The 18,447-nt window shown below is 41.4% G+C and carries 15 protein-coding genes; 4 read left to right on the top strand and 11 right to left on the bottom strand.

What is annotated here, in order from left to right; translation table 11 throughout:
• Nucleotides 1–9: 9 nt before the first annotated feature.
• Entirely contained in the window at nt 10–666 is a 657-nt protein-coding gene (locus NSTCB13_RS08090) for a hypothetical protein (protein ID WP_445629086.1), read from the bottom strand.
• Nucleotides 667–1,114: 448 nt separating this feature from the next.
• Nucleotides 1,115–1,939, bottom strand: a complete 825-nt coding sequence (locus NSTCB13_RS08095; RefSeq protein ID WP_445629087.1) for an ABC transporter permease — start codon at nt 1,937–1,939, stop codon at nt 1,115–1,117.
• A gap of 484 nt (nt 1,940–2,423) precedes the next feature.
• Between NSTCB13_RS08095 and NSTCB13_RS08100 the strand changes: the two genes are divergently transcribed.
• A complete protein-coding gene (locus NSTCB13_RS08100) occupies nt 2,424–2,963 on the top strand; it encodes a DUF3172 domain-containing protein (protein WP_322695423.1) in 540 nt (179 codons plus the stop codon).
• A 223-nt stretch (nt 2,964–3,186) separates the two neighbouring features.
• On the opposite strand, the gene NSTCB13_RS08105 is transcribed toward NSTCB13_RS08100, so the two are convergent.
• Nucleotides 3,187–3,951, bottom strand: coding sequence for a DeoR/GlpR family DNA-binding transcription regulator (locus NSTCB13_RS08105; protein ID WP_322686269.1), 765 nt, complete (start codon nt 3,949–3,951; stop codon nt 3,187–3,189).
• Between the two features lie 304 nt (nt 3,952–4,255).
• Here NSTCB13_RS08105 and NSTCB13_RS08110 point away from each other — a divergent pair, with 304 nt between their 5' ends.
• Both NSTCB13_RS08110 and NSTCB13_RS08115 read left to right on the top strand, forming a co-directional pair.
• A complete protein-coding gene (locus NSTCB13_RS08110) occupies nt 4,256–6,166 on the top strand; it encodes a transketolase C-terminal domain-containing protein (RefSeq protein ID WP_448271913.1) in 1,911 nt (636 codons plus the stop codon).
• A 464-nt stretch (nt 6,167–6,630) separates the two neighbouring features.
• Nucleotides 6,631–7,221 (top strand): pentapeptide repeat-containing protein, encoded by a 591-nt coding sequence (locus NSTCB13_RS08115; RefSeq protein ID WP_448269230.1) that lies wholly within the window; start codon nt 6,631–6,633, stop codon nt 7,219–7,221.
• A gap of 313 nt (nt 7,222–7,534) precedes the next feature.
• Here NSTCB13_RS08115 and NSTCB13_RS08120 read toward each other — a convergent pair whose 3' ends face one another.
• From NSTCB13_RS08120 to NSTCB13_RS08150, 7 genes are all read right to left on the bottom strand, one after another.
• Nucleotides 7,535–8,404 carry an AMIN domain-containing protein gene (locus NSTCB13_RS08120; RefSeq protein WP_448271914.1) on the bottom strand — a complete coding sequence of 290 codons (870 nt, stop codon included), beginning with the start codon at nt 8,402–8,404 and terminating at the stop codon, nt 7,535–7,537.
• A 107-nt stretch (nt 8,405–8,511) separates the two neighbouring features.
• A complete protein-coding gene (locus NSTCB13_RS08125; RefSeq protein WP_448271915.1) occupies nt 8,512–8,994 on the bottom strand; it encodes a hypothetical protein in 483 nt (160 codons plus the stop codon).
• 4 nt (nt 8,995–8,998) lie between these two features.
• Nucleotides 8,999–11,185 carry a cation:proton antiporter gene (locus tag NSTCB13_RS08130; RefSeq protein WP_448271916.1) on the bottom strand — a complete coding sequence of 729 codons (2,187 nt, stop codon included), beginning with the start codon at nt 11,183–11,185 and terminating at the stop codon, nt 8,999–9,001.
• Between the two features lie 268 nt (nt 11,186–11,453).
• Nucleotides 11,454–12,740, bottom strand: a complete 1,287-nt coding sequence (locus NSTCB13_RS08135) for a cation:proton antiporter (RefSeq protein ID WP_445629094.1) — start codon at nt 12,738–12,740, stop codon at nt 11,454–11,456.
• A gap of 697 nt (nt 12,741–13,437) precedes the next feature.
• Nucleotides 13,438–13,872: a hypothetical protein gene (locus tag NSTCB13_RS08140; protein WP_448269236.1), complete on the bottom strand. Its 435-nt coding sequence runs from the start codon at nt 13,870–13,872 to the stop codon at nt 13,438–13,440.
• Nucleotides 13,873–14,090: 218 nt separating this feature from the next.
• On the bottom strand, nt 14,091–14,858 hold the full coding sequence (locus NSTCB13_RS08145; RefSeq protein WP_448269237.1) for a GDSL-type esterase/lipase family protein: 768 nt from the start codon (nt 14,856–14,858) through the stop codon (nt 14,091–14,093).
• A gap of 307 nt (nt 14,859–15,165) precedes the next feature.
• Nucleotides 15,166–15,729, bottom strand: coding sequence for a Uma2 family endonuclease (locus tag NSTCB13_RS08150; protein WP_448269238.1), 564 nt, complete (start codon nt 15,727–15,729; stop codon nt 15,166–15,168).
• A gap of 615 nt (nt 15,730–16,344) precedes the next feature.
• Here NSTCB13_RS08150 and NSTCB13_RS08155 point away from each other — a divergent pair.
• Nucleotides 16,345–17,547, top strand: a complete 1,203-nt coding sequence (locus NSTCB13_RS08155) for an AAA family ATPase (RefSeq protein ID WP_448271917.1) — start codon at nt 16,345–16,347, stop codon at nt 17,545–17,547.
• Nucleotides 17,548–17,556: 9 nt separating this feature from the next.
• Here NSTCB13_RS08155 and NSTCB13_RS08160 read toward each other — a convergent pair whose 3' ends face one another.
• Nucleotides 17,557–18,426, bottom strand: a complete 870-nt coding sequence (locus tag NSTCB13_RS08160; RefSeq protein WP_448271918.1) for a response regulator transcription factor — start codon at nt 18,424–18,426, stop codon at nt 17,557–17,559.
• Nucleotides 18,427–18,447: the final 21 nt, after the last annotated feature.

Here is an 18,447-nt window from a genome sequence, read left to right on the forward strand (position 1 = left end):
CTACTCTCTTTAACAGAGCGATCGCTTTAATCTTAAAGCTACGCCTAAAGCGCCAAAAGCCAGTACGCCCAAAACGTTAGTTGATTCAGGAACAGCGGTGTAATAAGCAGCGACTCTGATCGGGCCATCTTTATCTTCTTGCTCTGCTGGAATTGGTGGAATGATTCCAGCACCTGGCGCTAGATTTGGCAGGGTAGCGAATGGATTGTAAAACAAGCTTCCGTTTGGGATGACGCCACCACTAAAAGTGACAGTACTACCAGCAATGGTAATGTCTTTAAAAATATCCTTGAGATCGGGATTAACAGAGTTACCAATCTTCCCATCTCCATTAACATCTCCCCATTCTACTTTTTCATTATCAAATGGTGGAGTAGAATTCGGATTACTATAAGACAAGGTTTTTAAATCAAAGACCAAGCTATTTATATCTTTCCCGGTGGCATTTAGAAAATTATTAGCTACATCTGGAACACCATATTCTATTACTTGCCCTGGTAGATAGTCTGTAAGGGTTCTTGGTTTTTTTATATCGAGTATGGCTTGATTTTTAGTCGTCACAATGGGTTCTACAAAAATGACGGCTCTTGCTGGTGTCCAAGACAAAAAACTAATTCCTGCTGTTCCTAGAACAGACAAGGCTATTTTTGTGGCAATTCTAGTCATATTTGTGTCCTTTTGATATTGATTCACAGAATGCTACACCGCATGGTTTAAATCAAACAGCAAAAACTCATCTTTCAACCGCTACCTATCAGCTAGATAAATAGTGGTTAATGTGTGCTTGCTTCCTGAGTTGATATTTACTCATAGGTTGATTTATAAAGCAATTCTTGTAATGCTTTATCATGAGAACTAGTAATTTCACGCAATCTTTATAAAAAATCCAAATTATAACTTATACATTGACAGATTAGACAATATGTGAATTATCAGTAATTATCCTCACTCTTAATGAACTATAGGAATCCGCTTTGATTCGGAGAAATTATTTGCGTAGGGAGGGAATAGGGAACAGGGAACAGGGAATAGGGAAGAAGGAATAAATGTGTACTGAGTTTTTTCACGCAATCAAATACGCGCTACATAGCAGGTTTGAGATGAAATGCAAGCTTTAATCTTGTTGATGAGCAAATTTATAACCACCCCAGAGAGAAAGAGCGATCGCGATCGCCAACAAAATCGGTATGCTGTACCAAGGAAACTGAGACAAGGGTAAATGGGCAGCTGCACGCAGTCCAATGCTGGCGTAGGTTAACGGTAACAGGTAAACTACGATTTTAAGGGCTGCTGGTAATGTACCAGGGTCAAAGAAGGTTGCCCCTAAGAATGACATGGGGATAATTATAAAGTTGTTGTAGAGTCCAACTGATTCGAGCGATCGCACACTCAACCCTACAATCACCCCTAATCCAGCAAATACGGCACAATTGAGCACCACTAGCAGTAAAAACAGTGGGTTGACAAAATTCCAGTTTCCACTTAAGAGCAACGCTACCAAAATCACGGAACCGGAAGTCATCAAACCCCGCACGACTCCCGCCAGCATTTTACCGATGTACAGCGCTAAGGGATTTATGGGAGTTAACAACAATTCCTCAAAGGTTTTGGTAAATAATCTGTCTCCACAAATTGAAAATGTCGTTCCTGCAAAGCTAACTGTCATCGACGACAGCGCCACCATCCCCGGTAATATAAATTCCAAATAGTTGTTATAGTTACCACTAATTCCCGAACCGGGTTTGATGGAACTACCTAAACCCAAGCCAAAAGCTAAAATATATATCAGTGGCGATATTAAACCTGATGCCGCAACTGGTAAAATTCTCACGCGTAAATCTAACCAATCTCCCCAAAAAATAGTCAGACTATCAGCCAGAAAGATTTGAAGTTGCGAATTGAACCTCTTGCCCGAAGGTAGCGCTCTTTGAGATGTCACTTGCTTTCAATTAGTTATTAAAATTTCATTAAATCTTAATTTACATTGTTTTACACATCAATTACTAGTAGTCTGCGAACCCAAAAATGCTAAGGAGGACTGGGGAAAGGGGAAAGGGAAAAGGGAAAGGGATTTAAACCCTTTCCCCCTTCCCCCTTAACCTTTACCCTACTTGCGTTCCCTTGGCGTACTACTAGGGTAAACAAAAATATCTCATCCGAAAAATTGAATAATTAACAACAAAAGTTAGATAGTTTAAGCATTCTGACTAGATTAATTGTGAAAGTAAATAGCTATATCTGATAACAATTAAAAGTATTAAAATTTTGTGCCAATATCTAGATAAACTAGTATTTTTCTCATTTAACAAGAATATCGCAGAGAAAATCGCAGGCAATTACAGTCAAGAATAGGCATACTGAAAGAGGGAGAAAAAACTTTAGACTACTCCCTCCCAAATTGGCGTGAAGGTGATTAAGCAACAATGAGACGTAAATCTACTGGTAGATCGGCTACTACTTCTAAACCCTCTATTTTCCAATCCCCTCTATTTAACTTCACCACCATCGCAATTATGGGAGGGGTGTTGATTTTGGGAATTGGGATTGGTATTGCTTTTAGTTCTACAACCACATTGGCACCAGCAAATGTAGCTTCCCGTGAATTTATAGACACCAAAGCACCGAACCCGGAAATTTGCGTGCAGTACGGAGCCAGCGCGATGGTGATGGACGCTAGACTGTTTGTCACTCTCAACCCCTTTAATGTTTATGTTTCCCAGCCGAGTATGCGTCCTGGATGCGTGCTGCGACAAAATAACTGGGCGCTGTTAGAGCAACGTAAGCTGGTGACATCCGAGCAGGTAAATGAGTGCAAAAATCGCCTGAACACCTTTGGTTTCACAGGTAACTTGGACAGTGACAAACCTGATATTAGATGTATATATCAGAATGAAGCTGCTCAAAACTTTTTCACCGCTCAACCGGGAGCAGTTGGAACACCCCAAGAAACGGATAGATTTTAGATTTGGGCATGGGGAATGGGGCATTGGAGAAGAGATAAGGGAGACAAGGAAGAGGGGGAAGACAAGGAGAGAAGTTTGAGCGTCGGCTTCCGGCGTTGGCGTAGCCCGCTGTAGGCATCAGAACTTCGGAGAGAGATTGATTCAATAATTCCCCCTTGTCTCCCTTGTCCCTCCTTGTCTCCCTATTCCCCAATCCCCCGCGATCGCATCTTCCTTCATCAGATCATTCGTACTCGTCACGTATAATTGTCAAACCTAAAGCTTTATAGGCACTCAGCATATTATTAGATACTGTCGGTGCTGTTACTAGGTAAGTCAGGGCATGAATGGACTCCACTAGATAAGGAGCAGCTGTATCTAGTTTTTCTGCTGTGACTAATCCTACTACCTCAGCCGATCCAGCAATCATGGCTCGTTTGACGTGGGCTTCGTCTAGGTTAGGTACACTAATCCCAACTTCTGGATGCAAACTGCAAACCCCCAACATGCACAAATCTGCACGAATCATCCGTAATGTCTCAATCGTGACAGTACCCACGTTCACCAAGGCTTTTTTGTAGAGTTGTCCGCCTAACATTACAACTTCTATATGGGGATGTTCTGCTAAAGCAACGGCGATTGGCGGACTATTTGTGATCACTGTTGCGTGCAAATCTAGGGGCAAATGACGGGTTACTTGGAGAGTTGTCGTACCTCCATCTAAAATCACCACCTGTCCTGTACTAACTAATTTTGCTGCTGTGCGAGCGATCGCTTCCTTTTCTTTTGGCGCTTGCTTTTGGCGATCGGCATAACTTGCGGTGGCTGGAGATTTTAGGAGCGCTCCCCCATGAACGCGTTGCAATAGTCCGGTTTGTGCTAGTTCTCGCAAATCCCGGCGAATCGTATCCTCAGAAACTTTCAGAACAGCACTAAGTTCTGTCGAAAGTACCTTTTTATCACGACGCAGAATTTCTAAGATGAATTGTCGTCGTTCAGCAGTTAGCATAATTAATTTTCCTGAATTTGCGTTTTTGAACTTGAAATTGCACGTTTGTGAGTTTATACTTATTGATATGCAAGTCTCTGTACGGTAATCCGTAACTTCAATTGAATTCAAGCACATTCATGCACAATTGCATGTATTGATTTTGGCATTTGATCGAATCACACGGTTCCACAAAGGTTCCGAGTGGTTAACTTGAGTTTGGATAATTGTTGCTCAATGAGGGTTTTAACAATTTTTTTGTAGTGCGATCGCGCATTTCCTCTGTTCAAATTGTTTTTTATTCAATCAATAAACCACGACTATTATGAATTCCCAATTTCCAATCGATCTCGGTGCTTACAAACCTTTAGCGCTCAATCCCGCAAATTCCAGCCTCACCGCTGAACAACGAGATACTCTCAAAGCGAATATTCAACTTTGCCGAGATGCGATCGTTTTTTTTACGGCGACTGGCGCTGCTAGCGGAGTCGGCGGTCATACTGGTGGGCCTTATGATACAGTGCCAGAGGTAATGATTCTCGATGCCTTTTTCCGGGGAGCATCGGAGCAATTTGTGCCGATTTTCTTTGATGAAGCAGGACATCGAGTTGCCACCCAATATCTGATGGCAACATTACATGGTGATTTACCTGCCGAGCAACTTTTACGTTATCGGCAAGCACATTCCAATTTACCGGGACACCCCGAACTAAAACTAACTCCTGGTGTGAAATTTAGTTCTGGCCGCCTGGGCCATATTTGGCCTTACATCAATGGTGTGGCAATGGCGAATCCAGGCAAGGCTGTTTTCTGTCTCGGTTCTGATGGTTCGCAGCAAGAAGGTAACGATGCTGAAGCTGCTCGCTTGGCTGTTGCTCAACATCTCAACGTCAAGCTGCTCATTGATGACAACGATGTAACGATCGCTGGACATCCTTCTAAATATTTACCAGGTTTCAGTGTTGCCAAAACCTTAGAAGGGCACGGTTTGAAAGTACTTCAGGGAGACGGGGAAGACTTAGACGATTTATACCGTCGCATTTGCGAAGCTGTGAATACTCCCGGAGCGATCGCTATTATCAATAAACGCCCGATGTGTCCTGGTATTGAAGGTTTAGAAGGTTCCATTCATGGCCATGATGTCATTTCTGTAGATTTAGCACTTAAGTATCTAGAATCTCGCGGACAAACTGCGGCTGTCGAATACCTTAAAAGTATTGAAAAACCCAAGCAAACATATACGTTTCTGGGTTCTGGCAATAAATGGGGCGCTAACCGTAGTGTGTTTGGTGAAGCCGTAGTGGGTGTCCTCAGTCGCATGAGTGAAGCGGAGCGTAAAGAAAAAGTCAAGGTCATCGATAGTGACTTAGAAGGCTCCTGCGGTTTGAAGAAAATTCATGAAACATACCCAGAAATATTTATTTCCTCCGGCATCATGGAACGGAGCAACTTCTCTGCTGCGGCTGGATTTGGGATGGACGAGGGCAAGCAAGGTATTTTTGCGACCTTCAGCGCCTTCTTAGAAATGTGTATCTCAGAAATCACAATGGCACGGCTAAACTATTCCAATGTTCTGTGTCATTTTTCCCATGCGGGTATAGATGACATGGCAGATAACAGCTGCCACTTTGGTATAAACAATATGTTTGCCGACAATGGCTTGGATGATGGCTACCCAACACAGTTGTACTTCCCGGCAGATAATAATCAAATGACAGCTTGTGTAGAAGCTGTATTCCATGAGCCGGGACTGCGGTTTATTTTCTCTACCCGTTCCAAAGTGCCCAATATTCAGGACAGCAACGGCAATGACTTATTTGGAAGTGGCTACAAGTTTGTTCCTGGTAAAGATGAGGTTATAAGAGAAGGGACGCAAGGCTACATTATCAGCTTTGGTGATGCTCTCTACCGTGCCGTTGATGCTGTAGAGCGTCTTAAGCAAGATGGGTTAGACGTTGGTTTAATTAACAAACCAACTTTAAACACCATTGATGAAGAAATAATTACCAAAGTTGGTAATGCTCCTTTTGTGCTTGTAGTAGAACCCTTTAACCGTCGCACTGGCTTAGGCAGTCGTTTTGGTTCCTGGCTACTAGAGCGGGGTTTGACTCCCAAATATGCCCATCTTGGAACTTATAAAGAAGGTTGCGGCGGTTTGTGGGAACAGTACCCATATCAAGGTATCGATCCAGTAGGCATCATCAACAAAGTAAAGGAGTTAGTTGGAAAAAGGTAATTCATTAGACCTCTTGCAAAAGTAATTTTTGCAAGAGGCGGGAAAAGGGGAAAGGTTAAAGGGACTCATGTTTTTTATTATTCCTTTCCCCTTTCCCCCTTACCCTTTTCCCTACAAATGCCAAGAAGTCTATTTATTAGGGCATAGCCGAATGGCACTAAGAAAAGCTCTAAGCTATGTGGAATAAGGACTACAGCTTTAACAAGCTATTTAAAAGTGTTGAGATGGCTTGTGGCTTTTGTCTTTGATGGAGTTTCATAGAAGCGATCGCCAATAAAGTTCATCGCAAAGAGCGATCGCTGTACATAAACGGGGATGAGATGTAAGGATTATGTAAATTTTGTGCTAGGTAGATAAAGCTTACTCGTTCATGAAATACTTTCACAAGAGACGAGTAAGCAAATATAACTACTACTGTGACACTACGCGTACAAATCCTCAAGGATAAATTTAATCAAAGATAGATGAGTATAAGTGTTGAGGAGTTGTTGCAGCGATATGCTGCTGGGGAGAGAGATTTTGCTGGAGTCAGTCTGAGGAAAATTGTATTGGTTAATGCTAATTTGAGAGGAATCAACCTGTCCAATGCTGACTTGAGTTTTGCTAATTTGATTGCTATCAAGTTGACTGATGCCAATCTGAGCCAAGCCGATTTCACCGGAGCCAATCTTACTGGAGCCAGATTGGACAGAAGTAATTTGCAAGGGGTTTCCTTTGAATGTGATGCTGTAGGGGCTATTTTCGACCAAGCTGATTTGCGAAGAGCTGGAATGTACAGAGCCCGTTTGAATGGGGCTAGATTCGATAAAGCAAATCTTGAAGGAGCCATTTTGGGGTGTACTGATTTGCTCGGTACCAGTTTCCGAAATGCTAACCTGCGCTCTGTTGACTTGGAAGAAGCTGTTGGTGCTGCCGATTTTACTGATGCCAATCTCTTGGGAGCTAGTACTTATGATTTTGAGTTCAGATTGGGACGTTCTATTTTCTGTAGAACAGTCATGCAGGATGGTAGCATCCGTAATGATGGATGCTTGGGAATTGCCGATGACATTTAATTCTGTTGATGCCAGTAAAGGAGCTTAAATTCATAAAGGAACTATCATCAAAAAACTTGCTCTTCAAATTCAGATACCCCTGATTGGGAGTTAGTCGATACTGAAGTTTATAAGCAAGAAGATTCTCTTTACGAGGCTATCGTTGTTGCGTACTATAAACCCCTAGAAAACGTCTAATGAAGCGCACTGTTAGCATCCCAGTTGATCTGCCATCTACAAGATTTCTGACTATATTCTCTCTTCTACCCAGTTAAGGACGGAAGAGCAGGTGTCAGTCAATGCACCGTATGTTTCAGCCGAGTCTATCGGTTAGTTACAAGCCCCATCCCTTCGTGGGTGGGGCAATTGACTTAGTTTTGGGTAAAGGTTGACCAAACTCAATGATCGGGGGATCGGGAGCATTGGGGATTGTTGGAACTGGAAATTCTGATATTCCCAAAGGAGGAATGTTATTTAAATTATCGGGTTGATTTGGGAAAGAAGGAGGGGGAAGAATCGAAGCAGGCTGTTGAGAGGGAGAGGATGTATTTGAATTTAAAGCAGGTACGGTGACAAAAGGCTGCCCTGAGTTAGTAGTAATTGTTGAGGGCAGTTCATTGGATGGTGGTGTAACTGTGAGCGAGGGCGATTGTGGATAAGTAGTTACAGGTAGATTACTAGGCGGCTTTTGCAGTGCTTGAGGTTGTTTCTTGGCTGAAGGTGCAGACTTTCCTGGTTTGACAGCAGTAGTTTTACCAGAAATAACCGGACGTAATACCCAGCGAGTGGAGTTTTTTCGAGAAATGGGTTGCAGTTGTACTTTTTTGGGATTAAAAATAGTCCCTGCTGCTAAATCTAGGACAATGCGTGTATCGTTTGCGTTGAGTTGAGAAACGCGAATACTTTTGATTGCTCCAGAATAATTTTGTTGCATGGTAACTTTGCCCAACTTAGTATTCGGTAAATCTACAACTAGCCGAGAGGGTTGTGCTAAGTAGAAATAACGAGGAGTTGTGCCTGCTGAGAGATTGATTTCGAGTTGCTGTGTCTTGGGAGAAAAACGCCAATTATTTAGCTTTGCCCCTGGTGTAGCAGCAGTAGTGAAAGTTTCGAGGGCGATCGCTGCATAAAAACTTAATATACTGATGCTAAATAACTGCTTGTCCCATTGGTAATATTGCTTAGTCTTTAGTCCCTGATCCATTTTTTTATTTGCTCCATAAAACCCATACAATGCGCTCACAATCCCAAAGACGCGATGAATCGCGTCTCTACAAACGTGATGAATCGCGTTTTTACCCACTCCCCAATTCAATTAGCTTTTTGAGGCACAGCAGTAAATTTCAGAGTTTGTGGAATGCCATTTACGGTTAATTGACCTGTCATATTACCTTTATCCACAAGTTGCATTTGAATTGTGACTGAGTTTAGAGGCTCGTTTTGGGGGCGAGGAATATTACAAAGGATTGATTTACCAACTTTTCCAGATAAATTTAATTGTTGATTTCTGAAGATGCCTGCCAGAGAGTGCTTTTCGTCAGTGTCGGCGTTCGCGTTTGCCGGTAATACAGAGGCATTTAAGTAAATACCTGACTGCTCAATGTTTAACGTCAGAGTATCCGATTTTTCACAGTTAGGCAAATTATCCGCTAGGGTTAGACGATAGCGACCGTTAACTGGCGGAGGAGCCTTGAGTTTGTTTTCTCCGTAAACAGTGACAGTTTTAAACAACAGTAGCACTGAAATTATTGTTACTCCGTAAAAAGCTAAAGATTTGAAGTTGAAATGATTCATGTTCTCAACTCCTAAGTGTTGGCTCTTGACTGCTAACATCAGGAAGCATGGAAGCCAGATGAGCGGTGACTTGACTGTAACGGCGGGTAATTAGCAGGGAGGAGCAACATTGAATGGCTAGTTGATCTGTATATCTTCCCAAGGTTTGACGCTCGATACCCCAAGCGCGGCTAGTACCTGCAATTGTTAGGTCTACATTTTTTGAGGCTTCGACTACAGCTTGGATTGGATCTGGAACTTGAACAATTTTGATTTCAATGCGATCGCGTACACTGACGGGCAATTGTTCCATCATCGTATTTAGTTCGTAATTCAATTCTTCCTTGGCGTGATTTGCTACTATCTGTAATATCTGCAACACACAAGTCTCACGATTGATTAGCAATCTCAAAGCTATTATTAGCGCTAAATCATCATGAATATTGGCTGAATAAGGCACCAACAAGCTTTCTAATTGCTCACTTCCCCTATCCACAAACACTGCAACATCAACTGGCGCAGTAGTGAGCATTTGGCCAACTCTTCCACCTAAGCGGTTGCTACTAAAAGCTGGGCGATGCCATCCTACAAGAATTAAATCAACTTGTTTGAGTGCGGCAATCTGTGCAGTTTCTCGTGCAACATTACTAGATATGCGAATGATGGGATGCACATGAGCGCGTGTTTCTACTGGTTCGAGCGTATTAATCAATTCTTCTAGCTGCTGACGGCGCTGGGCAATTAATCGGTCTGCTTCTACTGGCGTACTTTCAAAGGCATAATCTTCTTCAAATTCAATCAGACTCAGAGGGTTAACAATAGCGGGATATTGGGAGTTGATGGCGATATTTGCTGCCAACTGTAGCAAGCCTTTTTGAGTACTTGGATTCGCTACAGGCACCAAAATTCGGTAGGGACGAATATAAGTTTCGGCATCAGTAGCGCTGGTAGCTGTTTGTGCTTCTAACTCTGGTTCCACCACATCTAGCCTGATCAGCTTTTTCGGATATGTCCATTCCAGCAGTGGCGAGGTCATGAAGGTAGTTACCAATGCCATAATTACCAGCATGGTAAATATTAAGGGGGAAATTACCCCTAACTCTAAACCAATGTTTAGCACTATCAGTTCGGTTAAACCGCGCGTATTCATTAACCAACCGAGTGCCGAGGCTTCTCGTTTACTAATGCCACTGACACGCGCTGCTACATAAGTACCAACATATTTGCCTGCGATCGCGACAGCTAAAACCAACGCACACAAAAGCCACAATTCGGGACGGTTGAGCAAACCAATCTGCGTTTTTAAACCACTGTAGGCAAAAAATACTGGTAGCAAGAAAATTAGGACAAAATCTTCCGTTTTTATTGCCAATTCTCGCACTAAATCTTCATTTTTGGGCATGGCTGCTCCCAGCAAAAATGCACCAAAAATTAAGTGAATCCCAATTAGTTCGGTGATTAGTGCCGACGCAACCACACCCATATAAATCCCAGCTAGCAGCAATTGGCTGAGTCGTCCCGCACGGAGGTAGTGTTTGGCAAGGCGTTGCAGGAACCAACGACCGGCTGTCAACATCAAGCCGATGTAAACTATGCTGGCGATAATTGTCGGTACAGCATCAGCAAAGTCACCAGTTCGCGCAACTGCGATCGCTACTGCCAACAAACACCAAGCTGTGACATCATCCACAGCTGCACAAGTTAACGCCAACGTTCCTAAACGCGTTCCTTGTAAATTGTTTTCAGTAATGATTCGCGCCAACACTGGAAAGGCAGTAATCGACATCGCCGCCCCCAAAAATAAAGCAAAGGCGGTGAATGATACACTTGCATCGGAAACTAGGGGATAAAGTATCACCGCTAGTAATGTTCCTAAAGAAAACGGCACCAAAATGCTGACATGAGAAGTTAAAACTGCTACTTCTAATTGCCCTCTGAGGTATTTGGGATTGAGTTCTAGCCCAATCAGAAACATGAAAAATATTAGTCCCACCTGAGACAAAACATTGAGAAAAGGAAAAGTTTCTGGTGGAAACAAGGTAACTGCTAGATGGGGAGCAACTAAACCTAATAAAGATGGGCCAAGCATAATTCCGGCGACAATCTCACCAATTACTAGCGGTTGCTTAATGGAACGAAATGCTAGCCCTACTAGCCGTGAAAGCCCAATAACAATCAGCACCTCAACCAGAACGAGAATAACTATGTGCATGGTTTCCTCAAAATTAACTATCTGGTTTTCCTAAGATAATTCTTTAAAACACTAGAAAATGTCAAGCTTGTTAGATACAACCAAGAGTAATTTGTGCTTCCTTGTTATATTAATTATTGTTAAGATGCCGTTGCAGTCGTTATGGGTAAGGAAGTTCGTAGTCAGGACTTTAGTCCTTCATTTTCTCAGCACTAAAGCGCTTACTAAAAACACTCAAAGCTAGCTTGTAAAGTACTAGATACTTAATTAATCTAATATTTAAATTTGCTTAAGTAGAAGATTTTTCATAGCTTGTACCGTGCAATAAAAAGGCAATCAGTGGTGATGCCATTAGAGTAGTAATGACCGCCATAATAACCATTATAGTGAATAAAGTTGGGGTAATTATACCTTGTTCTAGACCAATATTGAGGATGATTAACTCCATCAAACCACGAGCATTCATCAGAGCGCCGATAGTTGCAGATTCGCGCCAATTTTCCCCCGCTAACTTTGCAGCCAACATACAAGCAACACCTTTACCAAGAATTGCGATCGTAATAATTAATAGCGTCACTCCCCATAAAGTAGGTGTGTTTACCAATCCAATTTGAGTATTTAATCCAGAAAAAACAAAAAAGATCGGTAATAAAAAAGAAGTAGTTAAAAACTCCGTATATTGGCGAATTTGTTGGGCGAATTCTCCGCGTGGTGTCACTGCTCCCAACACAAAAGCCCCAAATATTGCATAGATACCTGTAACATCGGTAAACCATGCACAAAACATCAAAATTATCAACATTAAAGTCAGGGTTTGTCTGTTCACGCCTTCGCGTTTTGTCATGCGTGTGAACGCTTTCAGTAGAGGTTGACCGAGAAAAATCGCAAATAGCACATAGCAAATGCCACCACCAATTGCTAATATGGCAATGCTTAGAGAATTTTTCACGCTAGCAAGCACAATCGCCAACAAACACCAAGCAACTGCATCATCTACCGATGCTGCACCTAAAGCCAAAGTACCGAAGCGAGTTTGTGTCAGACCACGTTCGTAAAGAATACGAGCTAACATTGGAAAAGCCGTAATTGTCATCGATGCACCCAGATACAAAGCAGCTGACCAAGGCATGACTTTTGGTTGAAAGAAATCGCCATTGTGATAAAACCAAAAAGATGCGATCGCTCCTAAAATAAAAGGAGTGATAATCCCAGCCGCAGATAGCAAACTTGCACTTTTAATGTGATGTTTTAAGAGTTTGGTATTAAAATCTAAACCAATCAAAAACATATAAATTACCAACCCAATCTGACTGATAGCATATAAAATTGACATCGATGGATTGGGTATCTTGAGTCCGACAGCAGTGATGATGGGAAGCTTAGGAAATAGCCATTGCTGAAAATCTGGTGCAATCAATCCTAGAAGTGATGGCCCTAGCATTACACCTGCAATCATTTCGCAAACAACATCGGTTTGACCAAGATAGCGGCGTCCTATAATCGTGACAATGCGACAAGTTGCTAAAATAACTGTGAGTTGTAGAAATAGCCGAATAACCAAATCAAAATTTGACATTGCACTTCCTTAATTTGCGTCTCTGCATTGAAGAATCTCTCCAGACTCTAAAGTTTGTCCTGTTTTACTCATATATGATTACTACATCAGCACAAATGCCAATTTTGTAAACATAAGATAGCTGTTTGTAATTTGATGAGATACAACAAGCAATGCGTTGCTTTGGTTTCCAAAGTTATCTTGTTCTTAGAACGTACAAAACTGTACGTCAATACAAGATATTGCATCCAAACTAAAACCGCCATATATGATTTTTTATGATTTGTTAATTTGCGATTTATATTCCAATACAATTCAGTTAAGAAAAATTGTAGGTTGGGTGAAGCAAAGCGCAACCTAACAAAGTCCTGCAAATGTTGGGTTTCATTTATCAACCCAACCTACGTAGTTTAAGGTTTTTGGGGCTAACCCAAGCGTATTGATTTATATCCCAATACAGTTCAGTGAAGAAAAATTGTAGGTTGGGTGAAGCAAAGCGGAACCCAACAAAGCTATGAAAATGTTGGGTTGAGGAACGAAACCCAACCTACACAACTTAAGATTTTTAGCGCTAACCCAAGCGTATTGATTTATAGCCTTTTTTATCTATTTGAGACACAATCGACTGTAGGGACGTACATTTGTGTGTCTCTACCCTACGGTTGAATTGCCTGAAAATTGCTAGAATTTTTGATTAAATTAGTTTCGATTTTAAATTTTACAACCACTCCCCGCCCCGAAAACGCCAACGAAGAAAGATAATTCGCATCAGACTTTGAGAACTAATAAAAACTGCTAGCCACACGATGCTATAGTGCAATAAAAAAGCTCCTGGTGAAAGTTCTTCTTTTGGTAAAGGTATTGGCAAGAAGCCAAATAGCTTAACTCCACAAAATATAAATATTAATTCCCATATACCAGCTAAAAGTTGATAAGCTGCGGGCCAATCTCTATCCCAACGGGATTTTTGGAGATAGTCATAAAGTACATCCCAACCTAAGCCAAAGATGGCGACATAACCAAGTATCCAAAAATAAACCGAGTTAGCACCAGGGCCAATCCAACCCATTGCAAATGGCAAAGATACGAGTAAGCCGACAGTTGCCAGTAATAATAATCGAGTTTGCCAGCGACCAAATAAAGTTGGTGTCATAAGAGTGCTGAGTTAGGAGTTAGGAGTCAGGAGTAGAGACGCGATTAACCCTTGTCTGTACAAAAGTTAGGAGTTAGGAGTAATATAAAAAAATTAGAGTTTTTATAAATAGATTTTGACTCGCTTCATTAAAAAATTAGGAAGATTGTGGTGCTTTTTGAGAGGATGGCAAATATGAGAATATCTGCTACCCCCAAAGCACCAACACATCTATATTATTAGGATGGTTTTAGGTGATAATCAAATTGAGAATGGTAAGCTGCATTGGCAAAGTCCATTGTTCGCGTAGCGTCTCGTAGAGAAGGTATGGCATCCCAATTGATTACATCTTCTAACAAAGCTTGATAACCTAGTGTATTGGGATGGAGTCCATCTTCACTCAAGCGTTTGAGTCGCCAACTTTCACCGCGTTCCATCCATTGCTCAAAAATATCCAAATAGGGAATCTGCCGTTTGCTGCAAGCAATTCGAGTTGCTTCTTTGTAGCGGTACTGGTCAGCATGATTATAGTAAAAACAATCTAAAAATGGCATTTTGGCTTCATCTACTGGCACCATGCCCACAAATAACACAGGACAAAGTTGCTGTGCTAAATCTAGCAGAGACGCAATTTCCTTTTCAAACAATGTAAAATCTGTGTAACTTCGACCATCGGGACGCGCCAACCGGGCTGAGTCATTCACGCCTACGGATAAAATAATCAAATCGGGAACGCGATTTCGCAGTTCACCCCGATGGCGAAATTCAACTTCCAGTCTTTGGGCTACTTGTTGGGTGCGATCGCCTCTTACCCCTAAATTATAAAGAATGTGACCGGCACTATCCGGCAACATCCACCATCGCCGTAGCTGCTCAATCCAACCTCCTTTTTCCGGGTCGCCGAATCCATAAATTAAGCTGTCCCCCAGTGCGACAATCTTCATGGGCTGAAAGTGATTTGGTGGTAAAGACCGCTGCATTGAGGAAGAAGCGAGAAATGTGTGCATTTAACGACTATATTTTATATCTTTACAAGATTCTATACATTTCTATACCATAGATGGCTATCTTTAGTGTCCAAGCATCTATAGAGTTTCTACTTGTTGATACAGGTGATTTCTGCATCTGATGACAACACCCTGAAAGTCTGGAATCCGGCAACAGGAGAACTCATTGCTACTTTTACAGGCAATATCCCATCAATTGCTGTGCAGTAGCACCCGATCGCACGACAATTGTGGCAGGAGATACTTCAGGTACAGTGCATTTTTTGCATCTTGAGAACATGATAGAGGGATGAGGGGAGAAATAATGTTATCTGCCAAAGATTTCATTGACGCTAATATTCACATCGGGGAAGGTTTGAATTGATAAAGTTTGACCGTTAGCGAACTTTTGCATAAACTCATATCCTGCGGCTGTTGGTTGTTGATAAACTTCCACAATTTCCTCGTTAATATCTACTAACCAAACTTCAATGCTGTTTGCTTCTGCATATAAAGGAATTTTCTCTTCCCGGTCATACATTACAGTCGAATCAGCCACTTCAATTAGTAAAAAAATATCCTGGGGTTGGGGGTGTGCTGTGGCGTAGAAATCATCACGGGGTTTAAGTAATGCCACATCTGGCTGAGGTTCTGAGTTATTGTTCAACGCGATTGGATTTTGAGCAGCAAGTATAACGCGTTTACCCAACAGTTGCACCAACAAATTAACAAGTCGATTTACACAAGCAGCGTGTTTTGTTCCAATCGGCGACATCTCAATAATCTCTCCCCGAATCAGTTCCACTCGGTCATCTTCTGTGAGAATCCCCGACTCAACCATCTGATGATATTGCTCAACTGTGAATTTCCGTCTTAGCAATTGTACAGTCACGATCGCCTCCACTGTTGCCTTATCTTTTAATTATTCCTCAGAATTATGAACTCACCACCCAAACCACCCACTGCAATCAATTCCAGAGGACATCCAACGGAATTTGAGGAAATTATTCAAGAAAAAAGCCAAAGACGCTCCGCCAAGGCGTTAGAATGGGCTACGCTTAGTTGCGCTAACAGAAGTAAAACAAGCTTTGTGCGTTCAAACTAGTACATCACGGCGTAAATAGAGCAACCATTTAAAATTCCTAAAGAGCCTATTCCACAATACTTTTGACTTTTGACTTTTGACTTGCGGTACTAGCTTGTGTACTTCATCAACTTTAAATCTGCTGTAAGTCCTCATCTACAGATGGATAAGTAGTGTAGATAAATCAATCGCTAAAAGTAAACACTCACTTACCAATTGGTTTGTCAAAAAAGTTGACGCAAGTAGTTGTTGTGTAATACAGTGTGCTACAATAGTAATGAGTTAAATTAAAAAGACTTCCTCGCTAGTACAGTGGAAATAAAATTACCATTTGCACGCAATTAGTTAAGATTACGAGAAAAAATTTTCAAAACTTCCTACTTAACACAAAATAACTGAATTAACGCTGCATAACCGATAAATATGGATTTTGACTATTTTAGAAGCAATGAAGGCACTCCTACAAATAATACTCGGCAAAGCTTACTTGCTTGCGGTTGGCGACCGCTTAACCGAGAGTTAGACTGGGGATTTTTATGGCAACTGTTGTACAGTGACTCCCGCGAATTAAGTCAAAAAAGTTTGAATTTGGCGAGTAATGTTGCTGATGTTTTAGGACGAAATAATTATGCTTGGTGGGCTAATTTATTAAGTGTTGTATCTGATAATACCCGTTACGAAGTTGAAAAGTTTTGGAATTACATCACACCAGATCCTCAATCACCAGATCATCGTTACAAAGATATTTTGAGTACGGAAACACCTATTGTCCAATTTGTCAGTCGTAGTAGTATTCCTATTGATTATGTTTTGAATCGACTGCAAGAAATTACTGTACTGCGAGTTTTAGGTGTATTGGGTAATCCTGATATTATTACCCAGTATTACTCAGAAAGAGATTTTTACTTTCCGATAGATAAATTTGTTAGCTGGGAACGCTTAGACGTTATTAATACTGTTTACGCTTACTGGTCTAAGTATGACATTTGGTTGCAAATTGATGCCTACGATCGCGGGCGACGACAATATACTTTAATGGCAAAAAATCTCGCGCCACTAATTAACAAAGCAACTTACGACTTAGCAGTGATGCTGAGTGGATATCAAAGTCGTGTAGGCAAAGTTCATAGTCAATTTGCCATTCGGACATTTCCCGCAGATATCCAAAACTTTACTGATTCTGTACAGCAAGCGATTTTAAATCAAAACCAGTTAGCGGTTGTTGTACATGGACAACCGGGTACTGGTAAAACAGTCTGGACACAGGCAGTAGCAAAAGAAATTCTTGTACCTTTAGGGTATGTAATTTTTATTTTAGATCATGATGCGATCGCTAATTTTGTCCCACCGACTTACATAGAGCGTATTTGTATTGTTATTAACGAAGCTGATAATTTAGCGCAAAATCGTGCTTCGGAGGTAGCGCAATACAATAACAAAACCGAACACATTCTGAGTTTGCTAGATGGTACTTTGTATCAGAGTGTAATTGATGACTCTGGTATTCAGATGCAGCAACGGTTAGTTGTGTTGATGACTTGTAATACTACTGAAAGATTAGATCCAGCCATGTTACGTAAAGGTAGGGTGGATTTAATATATGAGTTTACACAACTATTTGTATAAAATCTACTTTCACCACAGTTTCACCTGTTTTTGCGATACAAGTTGATGCTCTTTGCGCCAAGCTTGGGGAGGTAAACCGTGATGTTGGCGAAACTGACGGGAGAAATGAGACACATCTTGATAGCCTAATGCTTTCGCTATCTTTTCAACTGTGTGATTATTATTTTGGAGTAAAAAACAAGCTTCCGCCATCCGGCGTTTGACAATCCAGCAGTTTACAGTCTCTCCACTTGTCTCTTTTACTCGGTTAGTTAAGTAAGCCGATGAGTAACCAACAGCAACAGCCACATCACATAAAGTAATTCCTTGATGATAATGGGCTTCGATAAAGTCGAAAACTTCTTTTAATTGCGGAATGTTGGGAAAAATTGACTTAGGAGGAATGTTGACTTCTTTATCAGAGGCTACGGCAACATCGGCAGCGATCGCTGTAGTACGATCTGCAAATACTGATTTTGCAGTTTTATGGAATTGAATATTGCACCAGTATTGGAGAGTAGCTTGCTTTTCCAAACGAGTAGCGATCGCTCTGAGCAATTCATCTAGTGTCGAGGGTTTGGTAAGATAATCATCTGCTCCCAATTCCATAGCTTTGCGAACATCTGCTTTAGTACTACTACCAGTCAGAAAAATGAAAGGAATAATTGCTGTCAGAGGATCTTGGCGTAGTGTATTTAAAACGCTATAACCATCCATATCAGGCATCGTGATATCGCAAATAACTAAGTCGGGTATATCCTTTTGTGCTTGTTGGATACCAACACGACCGTTTTGAGCGCCTATCATATCAAAACCTTTAGCCTCAAGACCCTTTAAATAAAGATTGCGGGTAACGCTATCATCTTCAATGACGAGAATTTTCTTTGACGATTCGTACATAACTTTCTCTTCAATCAATTT

This window comes from Nostoc sp. DSM 114160 (assembly GCF_053470305.1).

Coding starts and splice junctions, on each gene's coding strand:
- NSTCB13_RS08100 (WP_322695423.1), top strand. CDS start 2,424: ATGAGACGTAAATCTACTGGTAGATCGGCTACTACTTCTAAACCCTCT.
- NSTCB13_RS08145 (WP_448269237.1), bottom strand. CDS start 14,858: ATGCACACATTTCTCGCTTCTTCCTCAATGCAGCGGTCTTTACCACCA.
- NSTCB13_RS08110 (WP_448271913.1), top strand. CDS start 4,256: ATGAATTCCCAATTTCCAATCGATCTCGGTGCTTACAAACCTTTAGCG.
- NSTCB13_RS08115 (WP_448269230.1), top strand. CDS start 6,631: ATGAGTATAAGTGTTGAGGAGTTGTTGCAGCGATATGCTGCTGGGGAG.
- NSTCB13_RS08090 (WP_445629086.1), bottom strand. CDS start 666: ATGACTAGAATTGCCACAAAAATAGCCTTGTCTGTTCTAGGAACAGCA.
- NSTCB13_RS08120 (WP_448271914.1), bottom strand. CDS start 8,404: ATGGATCAGGGACTAAAGACTAAGCAATATTACCAATGGGACAAGCAG.
- NSTCB13_RS08155 (WP_448271917.1), top strand. CDS start 16,345: ATGGATTTTGACTATTTTAGAAGCAATGAAGGCACTCCTACAAATAAT.
- NSTCB13_RS08105 (WP_322686269.1), bottom strand. CDS start 3,951: ATGCTAACTGCTGAACGACGACAATTCATCTTAGAAATTCTGCGTCGT.
- NSTCB13_RS08130 (WP_448271916.1), bottom strand. CDS start 11,185: ATGCACATAGTTATTCTCGTTCTGGTTGAGGTGCTGATTGTTATTGGG.
- NSTCB13_RS08125 (WP_448271915.1), bottom strand. CDS start 8,994: ATGAATCATTTCAACTTCAAATCTTTAGCTTTTTACGGAGTAACAATA.
- NSTCB13_RS08135 (WP_445629094.1), bottom strand. CDS start 12,740: ATGTCAAATTTTGATTTGGTTATTCGGCTATTTCTACAACTCACAGTT.
- NSTCB13_RS08140 (WP_448269236.1), bottom strand. CDS start 13,872: ATGACACCAACTTTATTTGGTCGCTGGCAAACTCGATTATTATTACTG.
- NSTCB13_RS08160 (WP_448271918.1), bottom strand. CDS start 18,426: ATGTACGAATCGTCAAAGAAAATTCTCGTCATTGAAGATGATAGCGTT.